General features: G+C 44.8%; 26 protein-coding genes. 22 read left to right on the top strand and 4 right to left on the bottom strand.

Annotated elements, in window-relative coordinates; translation table 11 throughout:
- Complete coding sequence (locus EXT48_RS16805; RefSeq protein WP_130165087.1) at positions 1-4,983, bottom strand: non-ribosomal peptide synthetase; 4,983 nt, start codon at positions 4,981-4,983, stop codon at positions 1-3.
- Positions 4,984-5,145: 162 nt separating this feature from the next.
- Here EXT48_RS16805 and purT point away from each other — a divergent pair, with 162 nt between their 5' ends.
- Both purT and EXT48_RS16795 read left to right on the top strand, forming a co-directional pair.
- Positions 5,146-6,333 (top strand): formate-dependent phosphoribosylglycinamide formyltransferase, encoded by a 1,188-nt coding sequence (gene purT, locus EXT48_RS16800; protein WP_130165086.1) that lies wholly within the window; start codon positions 5,146-5,148, stop codon positions 6,331-6,333.
- Positions 6,330-7,223: an aldo/keto reductase family oxidoreductase gene (locus EXT48_RS16795; RefSeq protein ID WP_130165085.1), complete on the top strand. Its 894-nt coding sequence runs from the start codon at positions 6,330-6,332 to the stop codon at positions 7,221-7,223. The genes purT and EXT48_RS16795 overlap by 4 nt, the downstream gene beginning before the upstream one ends.
- 142 nt (positions 7,224-7,365) lie before the next feature.
- Here EXT48_RS16795 and EXT48_RS16790 read toward each other — a convergent pair whose 3' ends face one another.
- Together EXT48_RS16790 and EXT48_RS16785 are read right to left on the bottom strand one after the other, a co-directional pair.
- A complete protein-coding gene (locus EXT48_RS16790; protein ID WP_130165084.1) occupies positions 7,366-8,037 on the bottom strand; it encodes a TorF family putative porin in 672 nt (223 codons plus the stop codon).
- Positions 8,038-8,306: 269 nt separating this feature from the next.
- Entirely contained in the window at positions 8,307-9,473 is a 1,167-nt protein-coding gene (locus tag EXT48_RS16785; protein ID WP_165384119.1) for a hypothetical protein, read from the bottom strand.
- A gap of 199 nt (positions 9,474-9,672) precedes the next feature.
- Between EXT48_RS16785 and EXT48_RS16780 the strand changes: the two genes are divergently transcribed.
- Positions 9,673-11,616, top strand: coding sequence for an AsmA family protein (locus EXT48_RS16780; protein WP_130165083.1), 1,944 nt, complete (start codon positions 9,673-9,675; stop codon positions 11,614-11,616).
- Between the two features lie 239 nt (positions 11,617-11,855).
- Positions 11,856-12,320, top strand: coding sequence for a hypothetical protein (locus EXT48_RS16775; protein ID WP_130165082.1), 465 nt, complete (start codon positions 11,856-11,858; stop codon positions 12,318-12,320).
- Here EXT48_RS16775 and EXT48_RS16770 read toward each other — a convergent pair.
- The gene (locus EXT48_RS16770; RefSeq protein ID WP_130165081.1) at positions 12,317-14,869 is read right to left on the bottom strand and encodes a serine/threonine-protein kinase; all 2,553 of its coding nucleotides are present in this window, start codon (positions 14,867-14,869) and stop codon (positions 12,317-12,319) included. The genes EXT48_RS16775 and EXT48_RS16770 overlap by 4 nt on opposite strands.
- A 167-nt stretch (positions 14,870-15,036) precedes the next feature.
- On the opposite strand from EXT48_RS16770, the gene EXT48_RS16765 reads away from it, so the two are divergent.
- The 18 genes from EXT48_RS16765 (at position 15,037) to rplQ (ending at position 24,966) form a co-directional block, all read left to right on the top strand.
- Positions 15,037-15,876: a polysaccharide deacetylase family protein gene (locus tag EXT48_RS16765; protein WP_130165080.1), complete on the top strand. Its 840-nt coding sequence runs from the start codon at positions 15,037-15,039 to the stop codon at positions 15,874-15,876.
- A 612-nt stretch (positions 15,877-16,488) separates the two neighbouring features.
- Positions 16,489-16,857, top strand: coding sequence for a 50S ribosomal protein L14 (gene rplN / locus EXT48_RS16760; RefSeq protein WP_010378257.1), 369 nt, complete (start codon positions 16,489-16,491; stop codon positions 16,855-16,857).
- A 10-nt stretch (positions 16,858-16,867) separates the two neighbouring features.
- Positions 16,868-17,182, top strand: a complete 315-nt coding sequence (gene rplX / locus EXT48_RS16755) for a 50S ribosomal protein L24 (RefSeq protein ID WP_010378260.1) — start codon at positions 16,868-16,870, stop codon at positions 17,180-17,182.
- A 15-nt stretch (positions 17,183-17,197) separates the two neighbouring features.
- Entirely contained in the window at positions 17,198-17,737 is a 540-nt protein-coding gene (rplE, locus tag EXT48_RS16750; protein WP_010378262.1) for a 50S ribosomal protein L5, read from the top strand.
- 10 nt (positions 17,738-17,747) lie between these two features.
- The gene (rpsN, locus tag EXT48_RS16745) at positions 17,748-18,053 is read left to right on the top strand and encodes a 30S ribosomal protein S14 (RefSeq protein WP_010378264.1); all 306 of its coding nucleotides are present in this window, start codon (positions 17,748-17,750) and stop codon (positions 18,051-18,053) included.
- Between the two features lie 20 nt (positions 18,054-18,073).
- Positions 18,074-18,466: a 30S ribosomal protein S8 gene (rpsH, locus tag EXT48_RS16740; protein WP_010378266.1), complete on the top strand. Its 393-nt coding sequence runs from the start codon at positions 18,074-18,076 to the stop codon at positions 18,464-18,466.
- 13 nt (positions 18,467-18,479) lie between these two features.
- Positions 18,480-19,010 (top strand): 50S ribosomal protein L6, encoded by a 531-nt coding sequence (gene rplF / locus EXT48_RS16735; protein ID WP_010378268.1) that lies wholly within the window; start codon positions 18,480-18,482, stop codon positions 19,008-19,010.
- A gap of 9 nt (positions 19,011-19,019) precedes the next feature.
- Positions 19,020-19,370: a 50S ribosomal protein L18 gene (gene rplR / locus EXT48_RS16730; RefSeq protein ID WP_010378271.1), complete on the top strand. Its 351-nt coding sequence runs from the start codon at positions 19,020-19,022 to the stop codon at positions 19,368-19,370.
- Positions 19,371-19,379: 9 nt separating this feature from the next.
- Complete coding sequence (rpsE, locus tag EXT48_RS16725) at positions 19,380-19,886, top strand: 30S ribosomal protein S5 (protein WP_010606806.1); 507 nt, start codon at positions 19,380-19,382, stop codon at positions 19,884-19,886.
- Between the two features lie 6 nt (positions 19,887-19,892).
- Positions 19,893-20,072 carry a 50S ribosomal protein L30 gene (gene rpmD / locus EXT48_RS16720; protein WP_010378276.1) on the top strand — a complete coding sequence of 60 codons (180 nt, stop codon included), beginning with the start codon at positions 19,893-19,895 and terminating at the stop codon, positions 20,070-20,072.
- Positions 20,073-20,076: 4 nt separating this feature from the next.
- Positions 20,077-20,511 carry a 50S ribosomal protein L15 gene (rplO, locus tag EXT48_RS16715; protein ID WP_010378278.1) on the top strand — a complete coding sequence of 145 codons (435 nt, stop codon included), beginning with the start codon at positions 20,077-20,079 and terminating at the stop codon, positions 20,509-20,511.
- Between the two features lie 11 nt (positions 20,512-20,522).
- Positions 20,523-21,851 carry a preprotein translocase subunit SecY gene (gene secY / locus EXT48_RS16710; RefSeq protein ID WP_010606805.1) on the top strand — a complete coding sequence of 443 codons (1,329 nt, stop codon included), beginning with the start codon at positions 20,523-20,525 and terminating at the stop codon, positions 21,849-21,851.
- A 22-nt stretch (positions 21,852-21,873) separates the two neighbouring features.
- Entirely contained in the window at positions 21,874-21,987 is a 114-nt protein-coding gene (gene rpmJ, locus EXT48_RS16705; protein ID WP_002959476.1) for a 50S ribosomal protein L36, read from the top strand.
- Between the two features lie 131 nt (positions 21,988-22,118).
- The gene (gene rpsM, locus EXT48_RS16700; RefSeq protein ID WP_010378282.1) at positions 22,119-22,475 is read left to right on the top strand and encodes a 30S ribosomal protein S13; all 357 of its coding nucleotides are present in this window, start codon (positions 22,119-22,121) and stop codon (positions 22,473-22,475) included.
- 13 nt (positions 22,476-22,488) lie between these two features.
- Positions 22,489-22,875 carry a 30S ribosomal protein S11 gene (gene rpsK / locus EXT48_RS16695; RefSeq protein ID WP_010378285.1) on the top strand — a complete coding sequence of 129 codons (387 nt, stop codon included), beginning with the start codon at positions 22,489-22,491 and terminating at the stop codon, positions 22,873-22,875.
- Between the two features lie 21 nt (positions 22,876-22,896).
- Positions 22,897-23,517, top strand: coding sequence for a 30S ribosomal protein S4 (gene rpsD, locus EXT48_RS16690; protein ID WP_010378286.1), 621 nt, complete (start codon positions 22,897-22,899; stop codon positions 23,515-23,517).
- 24 nt (positions 23,518-23,541) lie between these two features.
- Complete coding sequence (gene rpoA, locus EXT48_RS16685) at positions 23,542-24,528, top strand: DNA-directed RNA polymerase subunit alpha (RefSeq protein ID WP_010378288.1); 987 nt, start codon at positions 23,542-23,544, stop codon at positions 24,526-24,528.
- A 39-nt stretch (positions 24,529-24,567) separates the two neighbouring features.
- The gene (gene rplQ, locus EXT48_RS16680; RefSeq protein ID WP_039493510.1) at positions 24,568-24,966 is read left to right on the top strand and encodes a 50S ribosomal protein L17; all 399 of its coding nucleotides are present in this window, start codon (positions 24,568-24,570) and stop codon (positions 24,964-24,966) included.
- Positions 24,967-25,515: the final 549 nt, after the last annotated feature.

The following is a 25,515-nucleotide window of genomic DNA, read 5'->3' as shown; positions in this document are numbered from 1 at the left end:
CTATAGCTCCATCACCTGAGAAGAGGTGGTGGCAGGTGCGTCTTGAGATTGGGTGATATCACCCAGCTCTATGGTGTCTAGGTATTGCGCCAGAGCAGCAACCGATGGGTTGGCAATGATCGCTGATAACGGGATCGCAATCTGGTGCCATTTATGGGCATTGCGCACGAGCTGCACTGCTAAGATGGAGTTACCACCTAGACGATAGAAATTATCATGGATACCGACTTGTTCCAGTTCTAATGTGGTTTGCCAAATTTGGCAAAGCGTCTGTTCAAGCGCTGTGCGCGGCGCAGCGTATTGGTTTGATGATGACATCTGCGGTAGCGGTAGTGCTTTGCTATCTAGCTTTCCGTTTACGGTGAGTGGCATCGCCGTGAGTTGGGTGATGCTATCCGGTACCATATATGCTGGCAGCTGCGTTCGTAGATGGTTAAGTAACTGCTCGGCGTCAAAATAAGCATGGCTTTCCATTACAGCATAGCCACTTAACGCCGTTTGATTTTGGCGTGTATAGGTGATCACTGCTGCTTCTTTAACACCGCTACAGCTGAGCAATTGGGATTCGACTTCACCAAGCTCGATACGATGACCCCTGATCTTCACTTGGTTATCCAAACGACCTAGGTATTCTAAATGACCGCTTGGTAATAATCTGGCGTTATCACCAGTTTTGTAAACGCGAGTGAGTTTGCCATTGAGCGTTAGCTCGAAAAAGCGAGTGGCGCTCAGCTCTGGTTGGTTCAAATACCCAATCGCCAAACCTGCACCAGAGATAAACAGCTCTCCAGGACAACCCACAGGTACGGGACGTAACTGACTATCCAGCACCCAAGCCTGCATATCATTGAGCGGGACGCCAATGTCAGCAATCTGGGTATTCATGTTAGGGTGTAAAGGTTGATAGGTGACATGTACTGTGGTTTCAGTAATACCGTACATATTGACCAATTGAATACGCTGACCAAAGCGTTGCCACCAAGGGCTCAGTTTATCGTAGTTGAGCTGCTCACCACCAAAGATCACAGTGCTAAGGCTATCGAGCGACGCCGCCGCGGAAATGGCAACATCACTAAAATTATAGAATGCACTTGGAGTTTGGTTAAGCACGGTGACAGCAAATTGCTCACACTGCTTTACAAAACCAAAACTGTCTCTTGCTTCTTCGTAGCTTGGAATAAACAACCGACCGCCATGACACAGTGCTCCCCATATTTCCCAAACACTAAAGTCAAAAATCGTATCGTGATAAAGCACCCAAGTATCTTCGCTATTAAAGTGGTAAAGCGGTTGACTGGCAGATAGCAAGCGCGCAACATTTTTATGGCTTTGAATAACGCCTTTAGGTTGGCCCGTCGTACCTGAGGTGTAAATTATGTAGGCTGCAGAATCAGGCGACGGTTGGCAAAGTGCAATATCGCAAGGCGCGAATGTATTATCCAAGTTTAACAGTGGCCAATTTGATTGCTCATTTTCGCTCAAGCTTTGCTGACTTATGGTGTTAGTTAATACTAACTTTAGCTGAGCATCGTCAATAATAAAAGCATTGCGGGCAGCTGGCGCTCTTGGCGATAGCGGCACATAAGCGGCGCCAGCTTTCATGATGGCGAGCATTGCAACTACTGTGTCAATGCCGGGCTGCAGGTATAGGCCGATATACTCAAGCGTGCCATACTGCTTAAGAATATGTGCAGCAAGGCTGTCTGACCGAGTACTTAACTCCTGATAGCTTAACTCCGTTTGACTGGTGATAAGTGCAGTTTGCTGGTTGCGAGACTGCGCGTGATGCGTAAATAGTGACAGTAAATCTTGGCTTTGGTGCTGCGCTATTTGAACATCGCGCTCAACATGGCTTTGTAAACTCAACTGCTCAAGTGGTAATTGCCCATCAACGCTGATAAGTTGCGCGAGAATATGACTAAAGTTGTCACTTAAGGCATCGATAAACCAAGGATCGTAGCGATTTAAGTCAAACTCCCATAACATAGTGACCGAATCATCCTGATCTTGCCCCATACGGGTAAGCACCACGATATTAATCTCAAACTTAGCCGCTTGACTGCTGATTGCCTCGAAATACTCAATATCATCTAATCCCGGAAGCGTGAGCTCTGGGAGTGGTGAATCATGGAAGCTAAAACAGATCTGGAATAACGGATTGACGCCTTTGATGCGCTCAGGGTTTACGTCCGCGACGACTTCAGTAAATGGTAGGGTTTGATTGGCCAGCATATCGTTACTGACTTCAAAACAATGCTGTACCAGCTGTTCAACAGACATTTCTGGTGTTTGCTGAACTCGCGCCACTACGGTGCTGACGAGCATACCAATGGTATCATCCACATTGGTGTAGCCTCGGTTTGCAACGCCAGAACCAATACAAATATCCTGATCGCCACTAAAGCGCGAAAGGACAATATTTAATGCCGCAAGGGCAACGGCGAATGGCGTGATCTGATGCGTTTGGCTGTAGGCTTTTAAATTGTTCCATAGCGAACGAGGCAGTTTAACCCTGTGTGCGCGACCACGTTCGGTTGCGGTTTCGCCGAGACGAGAAACAGGCAAGTTAATACGGCTCGGTGCGTCTTGAAGTTGTGCCTTCCAAAATTGACGTTGCAACTCGGCTTGCTCTGTTCCCAACCATTGATGCTGATAGGCTGCGTAATCGGCGTATTGTGTGATCTCAGACAAAGTACCTTGGCTTGCTCCATTCAAGCGCTGTTTATAACAACTAAATAGGTGATCAAGGAAGATGTTAGAAGACCAACCATCATGTACTAAGTGATGTTCAATATGAATAAGTACATGTTTACATTCGCTAATTTTTACAATTGCCCAGCGTGCCAGCGGTAATTGGTCAATCGCAAAAATATCATTCATATGACCATTAACGAGTTTATCGACCTCAGCTAATGCTTGTGCTTCTTGATACTCACTAAAGTCAAAGTAAGGCACGTCTTGCTGGTAGTGCTTTGCAATATACTGCAGCGGCTCATGTAAGTCGTAGCTAGTACGGAAAATCGCATGGTTATCAACGATATCTTGTAATGCACCTTGTAGTGCAGGTACATTTAAATCGCCACTGAAGGTGATTGTACACTTTGCATGATAGGCTTTATCGCTTGGATCGGCTTTGGCTAAAAACCAAATCGCGCGTTGTTGCAGTGATAGCGGGGCGACTTCCTCAAAATCAGCACCGCGCTTTGGAATCGCAATGGTTTCAAAGTGTTGAGTTTGCATTGCCTGCCATACTTGTCCAGCACTACGATAGCGATAGATTAGATGTGTTGGCACGCTTAAGCCGAGCTGCTGAAATAACTGGTTGCTAAGGTTGATTGCGGAGATAGAGTCTCCACCTTGTTGGAAAAAATCTTGTTGCCAGCCAAGACCTGGCAAACAGAAACCTTGAAACTGCGCTAAAAAAGCTTGTTGTTCTTGGCTAAGCTGATCTTGCGGTTGGTCTTGTTGGCTACTTAATTCGTAATTAGCGAGTGCGCGGCTATCTACCTTCCCGTTTTCGGTCATGGGTAATGCGTCTAAACATTGATAGTGATCAGGCAGCATATAGTCTGGCAGTAGCTTTTCTGCTAACTGGCTGATGTGTTGTCCAAGGTCTGCTGTAGGTTCACTATGAGGAACGATAAAGGCTACCAAGAACTTAGCATTACCTCGTTGTACTACTTGGCAGCTTGCAAGTTTTACAGCCTCATGTTGGGCAACAACTTTTTCTATTTCACCTAACTCAATACGAAATCCACGTAGCTTAATTTGGTTGTCATTACGACCAACAAAATGATAATTATCACCGTCAAAACTTACTAAGTCGCCAGTTTTGTAAAGTCTAGCGAAGTGCACAGGATCGACTTCTGCTTGATAATATGGGTTGGCGATAAATCGAGATTTTGTGAGTTCAGGACGGTTTAAGTATCCTTTTGCTAAACCTGCACCACTAATATAGAGCTCACCGATAGCGCCATTGGCTACTTGTTGCAATTGCTCATCTAGCACATAAAGTCTGGTATTCACAAAAGGTTGACCAATATTAAATTCGGAGTCGGCATTGGTATATTCATTGGCGCAGGTGCACACGGTATATTCGGTAGGACCATAACCGTTAAACACTCGCGTGACTTCTGAAAGTCGAGAAAGCATTTCTAGATTTGGGGTTTCTCCTGCGACGATTAATTTGCGCATAGAGCGCAAATCACGGGGGTCCATCAAAGCCAGCAATGCAGGAGGGATAGCGCCAAATTGAATCGCATTTTTTGAGATCAATTGGCTTAGCGCTTTGGCATCACGTCGCTCGGTTTCTGTCGTTACAAATACAGTTTGGCCCAACATGATATGCACGAGCAGCTCAAATACACTGGCATCGAAAATATAAGAGGCAAACATCATAACGCGGTCAAGTTGGTCTAGTTCAAAGCGGCCAATTTGTGACTCGGCTAAATAAAGTAAATTTTGGTAAGGTACTTCTACGCCTTTTGGCGTGCCAGTGGTGCCCGAGGTGTAGATCACATAGGCAATATCACTCATTTTATAATCAGGAGTAACAAAGGCTTGCGTTGCAGGAGATTCGATCAACACTTGAGGTGTATGGCCAAATTGTGGCAGCGCTTGATAATGCCCATGGGTGACGATAAGCGCCGGTTGGCTATCTTCAAGAATAAACTCGCAGCGAGCTTTGGGTGCCTCAGTGGAAATAGGGATATAACCCAGTCCTGATTTGATTGCCGCTAAGATCCCCACGACCATATCAATGCCACGCTCGAGATATAGTGCCACATAAGGCGATTGAGATTGGCTCAGATTCGCTTGTTGCTGAATATTCGCGGCGACTCGTGTTACCTGCTCTTCAAGTGCTTTATAGGTGACTTGCGTACCGTTAAATATCAGTGCAACTTTATTGGCGTATTGGCTGAATGCTTGCGTTAATAAGATCTGCGGCTGAGTGCTGTAATCAATAGGAGACTGGGCGGTCATTGAAGTAATCCTTTAAATATAAAAATGCTCTTTGTGTACAATATGTAAAGAATGTGTTTGAAATGTGTATTTTGTGATTTCGAGTTGAATTGCCGTCTTCTCAGCTTTTGCATATGACAAAAAGTCGCTACCATGGGGCATCAAACCAACCAAGGAATCATCATGAAAATCAAACCTCTGGGCACGCCCTTTTCGGCAACTGCTTGCAAAGTATTACTCTGCGGTGGTGGCGAGTTAGGAAAGGAAGTCGTTATCGAATTTAAGCGCTTAGGTGCAGAAGTGATTGTCTTAGATCGCTACGACAATGCGCCAGCGATGCAAGTGGCAGATCGCAGCTATACCTTGTCTATGTTGGATGGTGAAAAACTCAAAGCGATTATTGAACAAGAGCAACCTGATTATATCGTGCCGGAAATCGAAGCCATTGCGACGGATAAGTTGGTGGAATTAGAGGCTAAAGGTTACACGGTGGTGCCAACCGCCAAAGCGACTCAACTGACCATGAACCGTGAAGGGATCCGCCGTCTTGCCGCTGAGACGCTTGGACTTGCTACTTCACCCTACCAATTTGTTGATACCTTGGCAGACTTTAATGCTACTGTCGCGCGTATCGGCATGCCATGTGTGGTTAAGCCTATCATGAGCTCGTCAGGTAAAGGGCAAAGTGTGATTAAAAGTGCCGCGGATATCGAAGCGGCTTGGCACTATGCTCAAGAAGGTGGGCGTGCAGGTCAGGGCAGAGTGATTGTGGAAGGTTTTGTTGATTTTGACTACGAAATTACGCTGCTAACCGTACGCCATATCGATGGTACGAGTTTTTGTGAGCCAATTGGACATGTGCAACAAGACGGTGATTATCAGCAAAGCTGGCAGCCGCAGCAGATGTCAGCACTCGCGCTAGAGCGCAGCAAAGCGATGGCTGAAAAAGTCACGGCAGCGCTGGGCGGTCGGGGTCTGTTTGGCGTTGAGCTGTTTATTAAGGGTGATGAAGTTTACTTCAGCGAAGTCTCACCAAGGCCACATGATACCGGCATGGTCACGCTTATCTCGCAAGACTTAAGTGAGTTTGCGCTGCATGCTCGGGCAATTTTAGGTTTGCCTATCCCCACCATTCACTTCAATGGGCCATCAGCATCTAGCGTGATCCTTGTCGAAGGGGAGTCAACACAATTACAGTTCAACAATCTTGCACAAGCGCTTGCAGAGCCACTAACGGATATTCGTTTGTTTGGTAAACCAGAGGTGAGTGGCAAGCGCAGAATGGGTGTAGCGTTAGCGCGTTCAGACTCGGCTGAAAGTGCTGTCGAGAAAGCCAAGCAAGTGGCTGCAACAGTAGGAATTACGTTATGAACTCAAACACCCGCGTACTTGACCCGTTAGTATTGGGGTTTTGGCGGCTATTAGATTGGCAAATTACGCCGCAAGAAAATTTACGCTTTTTAAAGCAAGCGATTGAGCTTGGAATACGCGATACTGATCATGCTGATATTTACGGTGAGTATCAGTGTGAGGCGGAGTTTGGCAAAGCCTTAGCGCTTGAGCCTAGCATTCGAGAGCACATTCGGATCATCACTAAATGTGGTATTAAGCCCGCATTCCCGAGCTTGGGATTAGCGGGAAAGGCGAACCACTATGATTCGAGTAAGGCGCATATCGTTGCCCAAGCGCAGCAGTCACTAAAGCATTTCGGCACGGATAGGCTGGATGTGCTATTGATCCATCGCCCGGATTATCTGATGGATGCTGATGAAGTTGCCGATGCGTTTCATACCCTCAAACAAAACGGCGATGTGCTGCATTTTGGGGTCTCGAACTTTACACCCAGCCAGCTTGCCTTATTGCAATCGAGACTCGATTTCGCTTTAGTGACCAACCAAGTTGAGTTTTCACCTTATGAGATGAAAGCGCTTGACGATGGCACGCTTGAACAGTGCCAACAACTAGGTATAAACCCTATGCTGTGGTCGCCGCTGGCAGGGGGCAGAATATTCTCCAGTGAAGATGAAAAAGCCAAACGCCTGCGTGCGGTGCTACAGCAAGTGGGTGAAGAGATTGGTTGCACTGAAATTGATCAAGTGATCTACGCATGGCTTGCCATGCATCCATCGAAACCCGCCACTGTGCTTGGAACGGGAAATATCACTCGAGTTGCCAGCGCGTTTGCTTCACAGTCACTTAGCATGAGTCGCGAGCAGTGGTATCGCATTTGGACAGCGTCTACTGGGCATAGCGTACCATAAAACGTTACATACGTGGATTGAAGCCAATTTACGCGACAGCCTTATAAATTCAGCCACAAAAAAAGGGCCTTTCGGCCCTACGTGTTGCAGCAAGTAAAAAATAAGGTGATGCGGCTGTCACAGGACCGCTCACCTTTGGTCATCACAGATTAAAATCTAATCCATAACTTACGTATGCTTTTATATCATCGCTACTGTCTAAGTCGGTTTTTACTAATCCAAAGGTAAAGCCTTGCGTAGATAAACTCACCCCGTAATCCATATAAGCGTCGTCTTCACCTGTCCACTCAAGCACTGTGTCTCCGCTGGAGCGACCAATATGTAGAGTTAATTCACTGTCTTTAAAAATGGGGAAGCTGGCCGACACTTCGGCATATAGCATGTCTTCTTCCGTGGTTGAGTCGCTTTGCGCTGTGGCTAGGTGGCTGAGTTTAAAAGTAAAGTATTGCCAGCCAAGCGCGGCGTAAATCTCGCCAAAATCAATATCTCCACTGGCATCGGGATAGGCGTAGTGGATATAACCGAAATCAAAACTCATGCCCTTGATTTCGCCAGCGTAACCCGCGTACAGATCCATTTCGTAACTGGCGGAGTCGCCAAAGTCGATGTTAGAGACCCAAGTGCCCGCATAAAACCCAGACTCATTGCTATAATCCAAGCCGCCAGACACCGCTGCGCCGTCATCAGTCTGGGTGATACCACGCCAGTAGTAATTTGAGCTTGCCGCAATATTTGCTGTTACTTCCGCATGAGCAGAGACACAAAAGCACGCAGTCAGGCCGCCTAGTAGCATAAGCAAAGGTTTGTTTTTCATTCTGTTTTCCCCATTGAACGCAGAGTTATTATTCGGTTGTTGTCATTGCATTTTCTGCAAAGAGTAAGTGCAAGGGGGAGGCCAATGTCAGGAAATGGCGGAGAATTTATTCTATGTTATTAAAAATATTGGAATTTAATTTCTGAGTTTCGAAAGTAGGGCAGAGTGATTTGCATAAATGTTGCACATGGCTGGTGCAAAGTACCACAGCTTGCACGATATTAATGCAAGCTGTGGATTGCGCTAGCCGTTATTGAAGTTTAGGTTAGTTATCCAAAGATGGTGCGCATTAAGCTGATGGTTTCATCAACACTGCGGCCTTTTTCCACTTCAGCGACTATCGAGTCACGTTTGGTGCGAATATGCTCTGGAATAGACTCATCCGCGAGTGCGCGGTCGACTAACACTTCTGCTGACTCTTTACCGCGGCGTACTGTTTTTTTGCCACCACTGGTGCCGCTGCGCTGAGGTTTATGCAGTAGCTTAAAGTAATTGGAGTTAGTGGCGGTGTCTTTATCCGCGTAATAAAACAGGCATGGTAGCAGCGCTTTAATTTCAGTAAGTTGCGTTTCAAACTCATCCACGGGAGCGGCCATCGTATACCATGGCATTGCTTTAATGGTGCTGACGACATCGGTCCAGTAACGCTCAAAATCGCGATTGTTAAGTTTAGCAACACCAAATGCTTGGCACAAAGCGTCAAGCTTGCTCGAGGTTATTGGAGTGAACACATCAGGGCGACGCATTGCTAATAGGCGAGTAGCTGGTGCAAGCGTTGGCTTTTCCTCGCTGCCAGCAAAGGCACTTAAATACCCGACCATAAATGATTGGTAATGCTCGAGCGTCACGTCACCTTCTGCCGGGATTGCGGCTAGCGCTTCATCAAAAGCACCCGGAAGGTCGTCTAATAACTGGTGAAAGCCTTTTGCACTTTTGGTGGAGGCAAACCACTCTACGTCAAACTGATACACGCTGGTATCTAAATTTGCAGCATGCTTACCGCTAAAGGCGAGCCGATCTTCTTTGATCATGTCTTTAAGTGGAGTGCTGCGCATTGGTTTAAGGTATTCAATCAGTTTTAATTGCTCATCTAGTGCAATCACTTCTTTGTGACTAGCAATAAATGCAGCCACCATAGGCCAAGGCGCAATGCGTAACGTTTTGAGTTGTAAAAAGCTAATCGCTGCGATGAGCAGATCTTGTAGCTTTTTCACTGTGGGTAATTGATGGTCATCCAGTAAATCAAAATTGATACGATTTTTCGCCACATCAAGCAGTTCATAACACCAACCAAGAAAATCTTCAGGGTGATTTTCCACCTTAACCGCCATCAGATTAAGGCTGATCTCCGTGGCCTGTTTGAGGATATTTTGATAAATCTGACTTTCTTGTTCGCCCAAGGCCATGTTTGACGGTGATATGAGCAGTTTCTTCATGCGGGTTAGATACTCCAAGTTTGATTAATAAACCAACCAGTAAAATATAGCTAATGACGCTAAAAACTGGCAAGGGCGAGGATCATACCGATTAGTCAAAAGGTTGCAATCGCTCAGTACAAATTATTTGCCTTTATTCATGGTATATTCGACTACAGCCGTTATCATAAAGAGAACCAAGCCTTACGAAGGAAAAGCAATGAACCGGCTAGTTAAAATCGTAGGCGCCATTGTCGCGCTTATTATTATTCTTGTTATCGCAGCCCCGTTTTTAATCCCCAAACAGGCAATTATTGACCAAGTCACGTCACAGGTTGAGTCAGTGACAGGTAGAAAACTGTCGATCGATGGCGACTCTGACATCGGTATTTTCCCAACGCTGCACATTGAGCTAAACCAAGTGCGATTTGCCAACATGGCAACGGGCAGTCGCCCAGATATGTTTGCCATGGAGCAACTTGCCGTGCATATTCCGTGGTTAAGTGCGCTGTCTGGTGAAGCTAAGCTTGAGCGCTTTGTGATCAATAATCCTAAAATTATTCTAGAAACCGACAAACAAGGTAATGCTAACTGGCAGTTGCTACCCACCAGTGCAGAAAGCGCGCCAACGGCGCAAACCAGTTCACAAGGTAATATGCAGTTACCGGAAGGCTTAGATGTTAGCCTTGGCGAAGTGGCGATTTATGGTGGTTCGGTGACTTACCTTGATGGTGTGACAGGCGCTGAATATCAGGTAACTGATTTAGACATTAGCGTGATGTTATCGTCACTGTACCAACCATTAGAAGTCGACGGCAAGCTGACTTTTCAAGGTCAAACTTTTAACCTAGTTACTACACTCGATAACCCCGCAAAGGCGATCGAAGGTGAAACCTTTAATGTTGAACAACAAGTAAAATCAGCGCTGTTCAACCTTGACTATAAAGGTGAAATTGCAGAGCAAGGTAAAACCATTCGCGGTCAATTAGCCTTGACTGGCGACTCGGTAAAAGCGCTAGCTAAGTGGCAGGGCGTTGGCCTAAAAGCCAAAGAAAATGCGTTCAATGACTTTGGCCTAAACGCCAAAATGACGATGCAAGGGCAAGTCTTTACTCTCACTGCCTTAGAGGCAACCTTGGACGAATTGGTAATAAAAGGTCAAAGTAAAGTCACCCTCTCAGGTAAGCCAGATATTACCGCGAGTGTTGACCTTGGCATGTTAGATCTTAACCCTTATTTGCCAGAACCTGTGGAAAAACCACAAACGCAACCTGAGTCAGAAAGCGCACCAGCACAGCCTATCGTGTGGGATGACACTGCAATTGATTTGTCAGCACTTAATAGCCTCAATGCGAATGTGAAGATCACCTCTACAGGGCTACGTGCGAGAGAAATTAAGCTTGGCGAAAACCAAATCAGCTTAGTACTTAACTCAGGTAAGGCAACATTGAGCCTAGATAAATTCCAAGCCTATGAAGGTCAGGGTAAAGGTAAGGTTGTTGTAAATGCAGCAACAAAACCTTATGCCATCAGTACTGACTTTGCGTTAACGGCAATTAATGCCGAGCCACTACTGACCGATGCCATTGGCTTTGACAAAGTATTGGGTAAAGGTAGTCTTAATTGGGCGTTAAACACACAAGGTGTCAGTCAAAAGCAATTTGTGAATGCTCTAGGTGGTAAGTTAGGTTTTGAGTTCAAAGATGGTGGCGTAAAAGGCGCAAACCTTGCTGAGATGATCCGTAAGGGCAAAGAGATGCTCAAAGGTGACTTCTCTTCGGTATCGCAAGGACTCAATGCCAATTTCGATCCGGATCAAAAAACCGACTTCTCAGCCATGACTGGCACCTTTGTCTTTACCAAAGGCGTAGGTCAAAACGATGACTTCTCGTTGGCAAGCCCGTTACTACGAGTGACAGGCAAGGGCACCGTTGATTTACCACAAACTTTAGTTGATTACCGTGTGGTGACTGGAATTGTTGATACCATTGAAGGGCAAGCTAGCAGCGATGACAGTACCGGTTTTAAAATTCCAGTGCGGATCAAAGGTCCATTCCACAAAGTTGAAACTAGTCTAGACCTAAAAGAAGCGGCAAAAGACAAAGCCAAAGACAAGGTTAAGGATAAGGTAAAAGACAAACTTAAAGGTTTGTTTGGTGGATAGATCTTTATGACGCTTCAATAAACAGCTCATCTGTTTGTTTTAAATCAATTTCAGCTTAACAAGGGCTTGCCGATGGTAGCCCTTGTTCTATATTTATCGCGAGTTAATTATCTATATGCAGTTATAGTGAGCTTATGATGACTTATGCCTATAAGTTGTAACCAACTGTAATAGAATTACTGCTATTCATGTGCTTAGATAGATGCGAATAGCTCTATAAACAAACGAAGGATAAAAGAATGAGTACACCTACTTTACTCGAATACACGGTGACGCCAAAAGCTGAGGGTAACTGGATATTTTCAAATGACGATAAACCAGTTGAACTTAAATTAGCTCAGGGTGAAACCGCTGTTCTAACTTATAAGCTCGTTACTGATGAAGCCGGCTGGAGCTTTGCTGAAAACGGTACTTTTTTTACCGAAGCGCAAGACAATTTCAATTATAACCTTATAAGCACATTAAAAGATGAGTTTACGGTTGAGGTGAAGATTGAAGCATTGAATGTTGCGAATACGCTAAGTGAAGATGATATCAAAGCGCTTTCAGCTAATCCTGATGCGAGGGTTGTTACACTCGTAGAGAATAACAACTCGAATATTGAGTTCAGACTTGTTGCTCAAAATAACTCTGCAAATGGTGTCGTGCGTTATTTTTCTCAAGATCCAAGGGTGATTATTGACGACCCAGATATTCCAGGTTAATTCGTAATTTGCACTTGGCACAGATAGGTAAAGTGTTCTGTGCCAATTCTTAATTCAAGTGATGGTGAGTGACATAGTGTCTTGAACCATGACAGGCGATAAAAAGACGGGCTCCAGCCTAAATCAATGCTTTTTTTCAGTGAAGCCATCGCGGAATACTTTTCTTCTATCAGCGTTTGAATTAGCGATTTTACGTAAAAAGCCTCAGCTGAACCGGGATACTCAGCCAAATATTCATCAATTGCTATTAATGCCTCTTGATGCCTACCTAGGTGTGCTAGAGCTTGGATGCGCACGACTTCAACTTGGCTTGCTGGATCACTGGCTAAAATTTGCAGATACACTTCACTGGCTTTCGCCTTCTCGCCCATTAGTGAGTATATGTCTGCGTAGTTAAGCAAGATTTCTACATTACTGGGCGCCAACTGAGTTGCTCGTTCAGCAAACTCGAGTGCCCGCTCTAAATCACCTAATAACATCAATACAATGGCATAATTATTAAAGGTAGCCGTACTTGTATATGAGCGCTTAACTAGAGCTTGATAAGATTTGTTTGCGTCATGTAGCTTGCCAAGTAGAAGAGAGATATCGGCAATGGCCTTTAGTGTTTTCAGGTTATCAGGGCCGTAGTGACTGGCTGCTCGTAAGTACGGCAAGGCTTCTTCATATTGGCCAAGCTTCATATTGAACAAGGCTGCATTGCGGATGACTTTTAAGGTTGGCCTAAGTTCATAGGCAAGCTCAGTGTAATGAAGTGCCGAAGCGTAATCGTCTATTAAATTATAGTAGATGCTGATCAAAGCATGTTTTTGATACTCGTCCTTGGCTGAATTCTGAATTGCTAAAAAGGTTTCTTTGGCATGGCTCTTGTCTTTTACAAGAGCATAAAACTTGAGATAGGACCCTTGAATAATTGTACTTCCTTTTAATCTCTTGGGGGCTTGCTGTAATACTTGTTCCCAGTTTTGAAGTACTTGGTCATTCGAACTATCTCTATATAACTGCGGCGCGAGTTCAGAGTAAAGTGAATACAGCGGCAGGAAGTCCGGTGCAGTATCAATCAGCGTTGTTAACTCTTTTAATATCGCAGCGCGGTCAGCCCTTTTTTCTAAGCTAGCATCATGCAGTGTGGCGTAGTTATTCAGTAATGTTTTATTACTAGTGGCTAAATCAGTTGAGCGCCCGGTTAATGAAGTGAGGGCCGAGGCTGTAATAGCAAAAACATGGCTGTAGTTTTCACTCGACGTCATCGTTCGCGCACTATTAATTAAGGCTCCATTAGACGCATCAACTAAGTCGATAACGATGTCACAGCTTTGAATATTACAGTCTAGTTTTATCGTAATAAGCTCATTACTATTTAACGCTCGCCCCAATGCCTTTAATGGTGCGTCAACACCAATAAATTTTTGTGTTTGATCTACTTCACTGTCTGAAATGAAGACGTAATCACTGTTACTTAAAAAATGTTGTTTAAGTGCGTCGTTAATTGCTAACTCGATGTTTTGTTGATGCGCTTCAAGTAGTTGAAAAGAGTTAGTGAATTTTATCGGTAGCGCTGCAATATAGATCTTAGGCTTGGTTTCCTGCCAGTACCAGTACCCACCAACGGCTAGGCACACTAAAAAGGTGAAAAGTGCTGCAATACCTAGTTGCTTTTTACGTGCTTTGGCTTTCTCTCTGGCTCTATCTCGTAGTTCGATTTGTTCAAGTGATACTGTCGTTTCGCTGTTATCATAGCTAAAGGCGTGTAAAATTTGCTTTAGCTGCTGACTGACTTCATTCGCGCTACTTGGGCGAGCGTTTTTGTCGTATTGCAATAAGCGATCAATAAGCTGTGCCAGTGCAGGGGGAATATCTAAAATACGTTTAGCACTTGCTTTTAACGGTTGGAACTTGATCTGTTCAGCAATAGATTTGTCACTGCCATCGTCAGCTTGTTCGAAATAAGGATGATGTCCTGCTAACAGTTGATAAGCTATTAGCCCAAATGAGAATAAGTCACTGCGACTGTCTAGCGTTTCATCACGAAGTTGCTCTGGTGACATTGCTGTGAGACTACCGTAACTGGTATGTGGACGAGAGGCTTGGTTGTCTTCTAATTGTGAAATACCAAAGTCGGCAATTTTGGCTATGCTCTGTTCATTAACCAGTATATTGCCAGGTTTTAAGTCTAAATGAAGAATGTTCTGGCCATGAGCTGAGGCCAGGCCATCGGCAATATGGCTTAGTAGCTCGACTTTTTGCTCGGTAGTTAATACGTGTGTTTTTGTGTAGTGCTGTAAAGTTGCACCTTGCACATATTCCATTTCCAAAGCCATTTGCCCATCGCTTTCAAAGACATCATAAATTTGTACTATGTTTGGATGGTTAAAACGCGCTAACAGGCGGGCTTCGTTGAGTGCATCTGATTGCGTGTGCTGAGTTAGTGACATCACCTTTACCGCCACTCGGCGGCCTAATTTTTTGTCGGTAGCAAGGTACACTTTGCTCATTCCGCCTTCGGCGAGCAAGATCACGTCCTGATAGTATTCTTCTAACTTCAACACAGCGCTGTCTTTCTCTTTTATTATTGGGGTTAGTGTATCGCTAAAAATACTAAATTAGTACCATTTGCGTTGGGCTTAGTCGCAAATAACAAGTTGAAAATTTAACACTTTGTCATACTCACAGCCGCATGTAGGTTATAAGGATAAACAACAATAAGGAAAAGCAAATGGCAAAGTTATCTTCTAATTTAGTTTCTCACTTCAGTTTGGCCGCCATGATGGCAAGCGCTCTGTTCGTGAATACGTCTAGTATAGCGGCAGATAACAAACAAACCTTTAGTTACCCCAATAATGCTCGTAACGCAATAAGCCTTACGTTTGATGATGCAAGGCCAAGCCAAGTTGATGTGGGAGTGCCGCTACTCAATCGCCACAAGGTGAAAGGCACATTTTATGTTATGCCATCACAGGTGAAGGAAAAGCTCGCATTGTGGCAAGCCGCTGTGAAGCAGGGGCATGAAATAGGCAATCACACCAGTGAACACTTATGTACGGGTAACTTTGCTTGGCTAAGGGAAAAGGATAAAGGACTCGAACAGGTTGATTTGGCCTACATAGAACGCGATGTAGTAAGCACCACAAAATATATTGAAAAGCATTTGGGCGTAACACCTAGAAGCTTTGCATACCCTTGTGGTAATACCTTTGTTGGTCGCGGCGCTGAAGTAAAAAGTTATGTGCCGGTGATTGCGAAGCATTTTGACAGTGGCCGCACGTGGTTAGATGAAACCGCTAATCACCCAACTTATACTGACTTTGCGCAGCTCACAGGAGTGAGAATGGACGGTGTTAGTTTTGAAGAGCTAAAAGGGTTACTGGAGCACCTTAGGGCGAATAACAGTTGGATAATTCTTGCTGGACATGAGGTGGGTGAAAAAGGCATGTACACCGTCGACACCAAAATGTTAGACCAGCTTATTCCTTACTTACAGGACCCAAAAAATGGTTATTGGTTAGACACAGTAAGAAATGTGGGTGATTACATCAAAAGCAAAAGAGAGCCGTAGGTCGAGATTTATCCGACTTCTTACGGAACCCTAAAAACGGTTATTGGTTAGACACAGTAAGCAGTGTGAGTGATTACATCAAAAGTAAAAGAGAGCCGTAGGTCGAGATTTATCTCGACTTCTCACAGGACCCTAAAAACGGTTATTGGTTAGACACCGTAAGCAGTGTGGGTGATTACATCAAAAGTTAAAGAGAGTCGTAGGTCGAGATTTATCTCGACTTGACGGTTTCTAAAATTCTCTCGTTGCTCTATATGGTTGCTCAAAGCTTGAGCTTGTTTGTGAGAAAAGGATGATAAATTCTTGTTCGCAGCCTACTAAGCGATATGCCTAAACAATAATCGAAATAAAATTTCCGCTATAAACTTTGTTTAATATTTGTGCAAGTGGTTGAATTCTCGATTGCTTGCCGCCATATCCTCAAACTGTAATCGGTACGTCATGTTAACGCGTTAAATTAATTAAAAATTGAACTATCTTTGATGCGACATTGCTGATACAATTGCCCGCCCTTGAAAGACATAATCACAGTTTTTTGAGTGGAATTTAACCTAAATGCCTTGATTTTGAACGAAATCTAGGCGAGTTGTAACTACACCGGAGGTCATTAAGATGATCCAAATGCAAACTCAGCTGGACGTTGCTGATAACAGCGGCGCTCGCAAAGTGCAGTGTATAAAAGTCCTTGGTGGTTCGCACCGTCGCTACGCAGCGGTTGGCGACATCATTAAAGTTTCTGTTAAAGAAGCGATTCCTCGCGGCAAAGTGAAGAAAGGTGATGTTAAAAACGCAGTAGTAGTGCGTACTAAAAAAGGCGTACGTCGTCCAGACGGCTCTTTAATCCGTTTCGATAGCAATGCGGCTGTTATCTTAAATGATAACTTACAGCCTATTGGTACTCGTATCTTCGGCCCTGTGACTCGTGAACTTCGTACTGAAAAGTTCATGAAGATCGTTTCACTAGCACCAGAAGTACTATAAGGAGTCGATCATGGCAGCAAAAATCCGTCGTGATGACGAAGTAATCGTACTAGCCGGTAAAGACAAAGGTAAGCGCGGTAAAGTGCTTTCAGTTGTTACTGAAACTGGCCGAGTATTTGTTGAAGGCGTTAACATCATCAAGAAACACCAGAAGCCTGTACCACAACTACAGCAAGCTGGCGGTGTTGTTGAGAAAGAAGCGTCAGTCGACGTATCAAACGTAGCGATTTTCAATGCCGAAACTGGCAAAGCGGATCGTGTAGGTTTTAGATTTGAAGACGGTAAAAAAGTCCGTTTCTTCAAGTCTACCGGTAAAACTATTTAATAGTTGGAGTAGACGATGGCGAAACTGCATGAAGTGTACAAAGACAAAGTGGTAAAAGAGCTTCAAGAGAAGTTCGGTTACAGCTCTGTCATGCAAGTCCCTCAGATCGAAAAGATCACACTTAACATGGGTGTGGGCGAAGCCCTAGCTGACAAGAAAATTCTAGAAAACGCAGTAGCAGACCTAGAATCAATCTCTGGTCAGAAGCCTCTAGTGACTAAAGCACGCAAATCAGTTGCTGGCTTTAAGATCCGTGAAGGTTACCCAATTGGCTGTAAAGTAACCCTACGCGGCGAGCGTATGTGGGATTTCCTAGAGCGTTTAGTCTCTATCGCGATGCCACGTATTCGTGACTTCCGCGGTGTTAGCGCAAAGTCTTTTGACGGTCGCGGTAACTACTCTATGGGCGTACGTGAACAAATCATCTTCCCAGAAATCGATTATGATAAAGTAGACCGCGTTCGCGGTATGGATATCACAATCACTACTTCTGCGAAAACAGATGACGAAGGCCGTGCGTTGTTAGAAGCGTTCAACTTCCCATTCAAAAAGTAAGGGTAGGGTTATGGCAAAGAATTCAATGAAAGCACGTGACGTAAAACGTGCTAAATTAGTTACTCAGTATGCTGAAAAGCGTGCTGCGTTAAAAGCTATCATCAGCGATGTTAATGCATCTGATGATGAGCGTTGGGATGCAGTGTTAAAGCTACAGTCTTTACCACGCGATTCTAGCCCTTCACGTCAACGTAATCGTTGTAACATCACGGGCCGCCCTCATGGTTACCTTCGCAAGTTCGGCTTAAGCCGTATTAAAGTTCGCGAAGCAGCGATGCGCGGTGAAATTCCTGGCCTTAAAAAGGCTAGTTGGTAATAGAATCACGGGAGTAAGACATGAGCTTGCAAGATCCAATTGCGGATTTGTTCACACGTATCCGTAACGGTCAGTCTGCGAAGAAGGTATCTGTTTCAATGCCAACTTCAAAGCTGAAAGTAGCTGTAGCTAAGGTACTTAAAGACGAAGGTTATATCACTGACTTCGCAGTATCTGGTGACGTAAAAGCAGAATTGACTATCGAACTTAAGTACTTCGAAGGCAAAGCTGTAATCGAAAACATCCAGCGTGTTAGCCGCCCTGGTCTACGTATCTATAAGAGACGTGACGAATTACCTAAGGTAATGGGTGGTCTAGGTATCGCTATCGTATCAACTTCTAAAGGCCTGATGACAGACCGCGCTGCGCGTACCGCTGGCGTTGGTGGTGAAATCATTGGCTTTGTAGCTTAATCGGAGGGGAACTATGTCTCGTATAGCGAAGGCTCCAATCAATGTTCCTGCCGGTGTTGAAGTTACAATTAACGGCCAGGACATCAAAGTTAAAGGCAAGAACGGTGAATTAACTCGCACAATCAACGATGCGGTTGAAGTTTCACTAAACGACAACGTTATCACTACAGCTCCTCGTGAAGTTGCTAATGCTTGGGCTCAAGCTGGTACTGCACGTGCGCTAATCAACAACATGATTGTTGGTGTTAACGATGGTTATGAGAAGAAACTACAGCTAGTAGGTGTTGGTTACCGTGCGGCAGTTAAGGGTAATTCATTAGATTTAACCCTTGGCTTTTCTCACCCAGTGAACTTCGAGATCCCAACAGGTATCACTATCGAAGCTCCAAGCCAGACTGAAATTGTTGTTAAAGGCGCAGACAAGCAGTTAGTTGGTCAAACAGCTGCTAACATCCGCTCATACCGTGAACCAGAGCCTTATAAAGGTAAAGGTGTACGTTACGCTGATGAGCACGTGCGTCGTAAAGAGGCTAAGAAGAAGTAAGGTAAGACGATGGATAAGAAAACAGCTCGTCTACGTCGTGCTAAGCGCACTCGTAGAAATATTATCGAACAAGGCACAACACGTCTTGTTATCCACCGCACGCCACGTCACATTTACGCTCAAGTAATTAATGCTGAGGGTAATGTACTGGCTGCTGCTTCTACTGTTGAAAAAGCAATTGTTGAAACAGTTAAAGGCACAGGCAACATCGAAGCGGCTCAAGCAGTTGGTAAAGCAATCGCTGAGCGCGTAGCTGACAAAGGCGTTGAAAAAATCGCTTTTGATCGCAGTGGCTTTAAATATCACGGCCGTGTGAAGGCGCTAGCTGATGCTGCGCGCGAAGCCGGTCTGCAATTCTAGGAGTAGACAATGGCTAACGTAGAAGCAAAAGCACAACAGCCTGAATTGGCTGAAAAGCTAATCGCGGTAAACCGTGTGTCTAAAGTGGTTAAAGGTGGTCGTATCTTTAGCTTCACTGCACTAACAGTAGTTGGTGATGGCGCTGGTAAAGTAGGTTTTGGTTATGGTAAAGCACGTGAAGTTCCTGCTGCTATTCAAAAAGCAATGGAAAAAGCACGTCGTAACATGATCACTGTTGAACTTAAAGGTAACACGCTACAGCACCCAATCAAGGGTCGCCACGCGGGTTCTAAAGTTTACATGCAGCCTGCATCTGAAGGTACAGGTATCATTGCAGGTGGTGCGATGCGTGCAGTACTAGAAGTAACTGGCGTACAGAACGTACTATCTAAAGCATACGGTTCAACTAACCCGATCAACATCGTTCGCGCAACTATCGCAGCGCTAGAGAATATGAATTCTCCAGAAGGTATTGCTGCGAAGCGTGGTCTTAGCGTTGACGAAATCTTGGGGTAAGACACCATGGCAAACACAGTAAAAGTAACTCAAGTACGTAGCTCAATCGGTCGTTTACCGAAGCATAAAGCTACATTACGTGGCCTTGGTTTACGTCGTATCAACCACACTGTTGAGCTAGAAGATACGCCAGCAGTTCGCGGTATGATCAACCAAGTTTCTTACATGGTTAAGGTTGAGGGGTAATTCGATGAACTTGAATACACTTTCACCTGCTGCAGGTTCAAAAACAGCTGGTAAGCGTCTTGGCCGTGGTATCGGTTCTGGTCTTGGTAAGACTGGTGGCCGTGGTCACAAAGGTCAAAAGTCACGCTCTGGCGGTAAAGTACGCGTTGGTTTCGAAGGCGGTCAAATGCCTATGCAACGTCGTCTACCTAAGTTTGGTTTCACTTCACGCAAGTCTCTTGTGTCTAAAGAAGTGAATCTATTCGAAATCGCTAAAGTTGAAGGCGATGTGGTAGATCTAAACGCGTTACAGGCAGCTGGTATCGTTAAAAAGAACATCCAGTTCGTAAAAGTTGTAAAATCTGGCGAAGTTTCACGCGCTGTTACTGTTAAAGGCATGAAAGTGTCTAAAGGTGCACGCGAAGCTATCGAAGCTGCCGGAGGCAAGGTAGAAGACTAAGGAAGTACGCTATGGCTAAACCAGGTCAAGATATGCAAAGTGCACAAAGTGGGCTTGCGGAACTGAAGCGCCGATTACTATTCGTATTGGGTGCTATCATTATTTACCGTCTGGGCTCTTTTGTGCCAATCCCTGGGATTGACGCCGCTGTACTTGCCGAATTCTTCGAGCAACAAAAGGGCACCATTGTTGAGATGTTCAACATGTTCAGCGGTGGTGCGCTTGAGCGTGCATCGGTATTGGCGCTAGGTATTATGCCGTACATCTCGGCTTCGATTATTATGCAGCTATTAACGCACATACATCCTGCGATGATAGAGCTTAAGAAAGAAGGTGAGCAAGGGCGTAAGAAAATCAGCCAGTATACGCGTTATGGTACGCTTGTGCTTGCTACATTCCAATCGATAGGTATCGCTACTGGTCTACCTAACATGATGGAAGGCCTAGTTGTGAATCCAGGCTTCGGCTTTTATTTCACAGCTGTAGTGAGCTTAGTCACAGGAACTATGTTCCTTATGTGGTTGGGCGAACAAATCACTGAGCGTGGTATCGGTAACGGTATCTCAGTTCTAATATTTGTTGGTATTGTAGCTAACCTGCCGTCTGCAATTGGTTCGACAGCAGAAATGGCGCGCCAAGGTGATCTGCATATTTTAGCATTGTTATTGATTGCGGTAATCGTATTCGCTGTAACTTACCTAGTTGTGTTCTTCGAGCGTGGTCAACGTCGTATCGTTGTAAACTATGCGAAGCGTCAACAAGGTCGTCAGGTATTTGCTGCTCAAAGCACGCACTTACCACTAAAAGTTAACATGGCGGGTGTTATTCCACCAATCTTTGCTAGCAGTATCATTTTGTTCCCTGGTACAATAGCAAGCTGGTTTGGCCAAGGTGAAGGTCCGGTCGCTGATGTGCTACAAGCTATCTCAGCAGTATTGACTCCAGGTCAACCACTGTATGCGATGGTATTAGCTGCGGCTATTATCTTCTTCTGCTTCTTCTACACTGCGTTGGTGTTTAACCCGCGTGAGACAGCAGATAACCTGAAAAAATCTGGCGCTTTTATTCCAGGCATTCGTCCAGGTGAGCAGACATCTAAATACATTGATAAAGTGATGACACGCCTGACATTGGCAGGTGCTTTGTATATAACCTTTATCTGTCTGGTGCCCGAGTTTATGACTATGGCATGGCAAACGCCATTCTACTTCGGCGGTACATCGATTCTGATTATCGTTGTTGTCATCATGGACTTTATGGCACAAGTACAGACTCATATGATGTCACATCAATATGATTCTGTGCTGAAAAAAGCGAACCTTAAAGGCTACGGCCGTTAAGGTCAGTTTACGGAGTTGAGTAATGAAAGTACGTGCTTCCGTTAAGAAAATTTGCCGTAACTGCAAAGTAATCAAGCGTGCAGGTGTTGTACGTGTGATCTGCAGTGAGCCAAAGCACAAGCAAAGGCAAGGCTAAGCAAATTAAGTCGTGCAGGCTGAGTAACTTTACTTAGCCTGTTTCTTTGGTAAAACTTGAATGTCGGTTGGGTATCCTATACGGGCTTTCCAGCAAGATGATAATCAAGTTTATTTATAGGAGATATGTTAGTGGCCCGTATCGCAGGCATTAACGTTCCTGATCATAAGCATGCTGTTATCGGTTTAACAAGCATCTATGGTGTAGGTAAAACTCGCGCTAAGGCGATCTTAGCTGCGACAGGTATCGCTGAAACTACTAAAATCGGCGAGTTAAATGACGAAACACTTGACATCCTTCGTGAAGAAGTTGGCAAGTACACTGTTGAAGGTGATCTTCGTCGTGAAGTTACACTAAACATCAAGCGTCTTATGGACCTTGGTTGTTTCCGTGGCTTACGTCACCGTCGTTCGCTACCACTACGTGGTCAGCGTACTAAGACTAACGCGCGTACTCGTAAGGGTCCTCGCAAGCCTATCAAGAAATAAGGTGGGGTAAGTTATGGCAAAAGCACCAATTCGTCGTAAAAAGGTCAAAAAGCAGGTTGTTGACGGCATGGCTCACGTTCATGCATCTTTCAACAACACGATTGTGACCATCACTGACCGTCAAGGTAATGCTCTTTCTTGGGCGACTGCGGGTGGTTCAGGTTTCCGTGGTTCTCGTAAGTCTACTCCATTCGCTGCACAGGTTGCTGCGGAGCGTGCAGGTGTTGCTGCACAAGAGTACGGTCTTAAGAACCTAGAAGTATTCATCAAAGGTCCAGGTCCAGGCCGTGAGTCTGCTGTTCGTGCATTGAATGCTGCTGGTTACCGTATCACTAACATCACTGACGTGACGCCAATTCCACACAATGGTTGTCGTCCACCGAAGAAACGTCGCGTATAACAATAGGTTAGGAGAAAGAACATGGCAAGATATTTGGGCCCTAAGCTCAAGCTGAGTCGTCGTGAAGGTACTGACCTGTTCCTTAAAAGCGGCGTAAGAGCAATTGACTCTAAGTGTAAACTAGAAACAGCACCTGGTCAGCACGGCGCACGTAAAGGTCGTCTATCTGATTACGGTTTACAGCTACGTGAAAAGCAAAAAGTTCGTCGTATCTACGGTGTACTAGAAAAGCAATTCCGTAACTACTACAAAGAAGCTGCTCGCCTTAAAGGTAACACAGGTGAAAACTTGTTACAGCTTCTAGAGCAACGTCTAGACAATGTTGTATATCGCATGGGTTTTGCAAGCACACGTGCTGAAGCGCGTCAGCTAGTAAGCCACAAAGCGGTTATGGTTAATGGTCGTGTTGTTAATATCCCTTCTTTCGTAGTTACTCCTGAAGATGTAGTAGTAATTCGCGAGAAGTCTAAAAAGCAAGCGCGTATCATCGCTGCTCTAGAGTTGGCTGAGCAACGTGAAAAGCCAACTTGGATTGAAGTTGACGGTAAGAAAATGGAAGGCACTTTCAAGCGTCTACCAGAGCGTTCTGATCTGTCTGCGGACATTAACGAACAACTAATCGTCGAACTTTACTCGAAGTAAAGTTAAGAGTTAAGAGAGGATAAAATGCAGGGTTCTGTAACCGAATTCCTAAAACCAAGATTAGTCGATATCGACGCTGTAAGCTCAACGCGTTCTAAAGTAGTTTTAGAGCCTCTAGAGCGTGGTTTTGGCCACACACTAGGTAATGCTCTACGTCGTATACTTCTTTCATCTATGCCTGGTTGTGCTGTGACAGAAGTTGAAATTGACGGCGTATTGCACGAGTACAGCGCGAAAGAAGGCGTACAAGAAGACATCATTGAAATTCTGTTAAACCTTAAAGGTCTAGCGGTATCTCTAGAAGGTAAAGATGAAGTTTTCCTTACCCTGACTAAGTCTGGTGTAGGCCCTGTGACTGCGGCTGATATCCAGCACGACGGAGATGTGACTATCGCCAACCCTGAGCATGTCATTTGTCACTTAACGGCTGACAATAGCGAAATCAGCATGCGCATTCGTGTTGAGCGTGGTCGCGGTTATGTACCGGCGTCTAGTCGTTTATCCTCTGATGACGATGAGCGCCCAATCGGCCGTTTGTTGCTAGATGCATCATTCAGCCCGGTTGAGCGTATTGCGTACTCGGTTGAGTCAGCTCGTGTTGAGCAGCGTACAGACTTAGATAAACTAATCATCGATATGGAAACGAACGGCACTTTAGATCCTGAAGAAGCGATCCGCCGTGCGTCAACTATCCTTGCTGAGCAATTAGATGCATTCGTAGACCTACGTGATGTTTCTGAGCCAGAAGAGAAAGAAGAGAAGCCGGAGTTCGATCCGATTCTACTTCGTCCAGTTGATGACTTAGAACTAACTGTACGTTCTGCAAACTGTCTGAAAGCCGAGCAAATTCAATATATCGGTGACTTAGTACAGCGTACTGAAGTTGAGCTTCTGAAAACACCAAACCTTGGTAAGAAGTCTCTAACTGAAATTAAAGACGTGCTAGCTTCACGTGGTCTATCTCTAGGTATGCGCCTAGAAAATTGGCCACCTGCAAGTCTAGCTGAGTAATCTAAGTTACTATATTAGTTTAGTTAGAAGGATAGGGTCATGCGCCATCGTAAGAGTGGTCGTCAATTAAACCGTAACAGCAGCCATCGCAAAGCGATGTTTAGCAACATGGCTGGTTCTTTGGTGAAGCACGAAATCATCAAAACTACTTTGCCTAAAGCAAAAGAGCTGCGCCGTGTAATTGAACCTTTAATCACACTGGCTAAGACTGACAGCGTAGCAAACCGTCGTTTAGCGTTTGCTCGCACGCGTGATAAAGAAGTAGTTGGTAAATTGTTCACTGAGATCGGTCCTCGTTTCGCGGATCGTCCAGGTGGTTACACTCGTATTCTTAAGTGTGGCTTCCGTACAGGTGACAATGCGCCAATGGCTTACATTGAACTGCTAGATCGCCCAGCGACTGAAGAAGTTCAAGAAGACGCGCAGTCTGCAGAGTAATTAGTCTTATTAAAGACACAAAAAAAGCCGAGCATAGCTCGGCTTTTTCTTTTTCATAACCCGCACAGTACAATCTCTAGTCTTAGATTTAAACCACAGCTTATTTTCGTAAAGATGCAGATGAACATAAGCAAATAGACCCACACCATAATACTCAGACTCTACAAAATTAACCTCCCATCAAGAACTATCTAAGTTCAAGCTTTTGATTAGGTATATTTAAATGTGCAGATTAACTAAAACTTGGTGAATAAACTCCTCTGGTTACAAGGGTCGCTTAGTTAACGATGATGGTGAGTGTAGATGAGCCAATCACGTAAACATCTAAGGAGAAACGGGGCTACGATATGGTAACTATATAGAGGTGCTAGCGTCAGATAATGGGTTAACTGTATAAAGCAGCCATAAAATGACATTATGAAGGTCCATTTTATCATCATTTAGTGCGGTTTATGGACGTTTCGCTTTATTTTTGCTCGAACAAACGTTTTTTCGCAATTTTCTTTAAAAAAAGGGTTGCACTAAAATCGGATCGCCCTATAATGCGAC

The sequence above is a fragment of the Pseudoalteromonas sp. CO348 genome, assembly GCF_004208845.1.
Lineage (GTDB): Bacteria > Pseudomonadota > Gammaproteobacteria > Enterobacterales > Alteromonadaceae > Pseudoalteromonas > Pseudoalteromonas maricaloris.
Note: the sequence above shows the minus strand (reverse complement) of the source record. Positions and strands in the feature narration are given on the sequence as shown.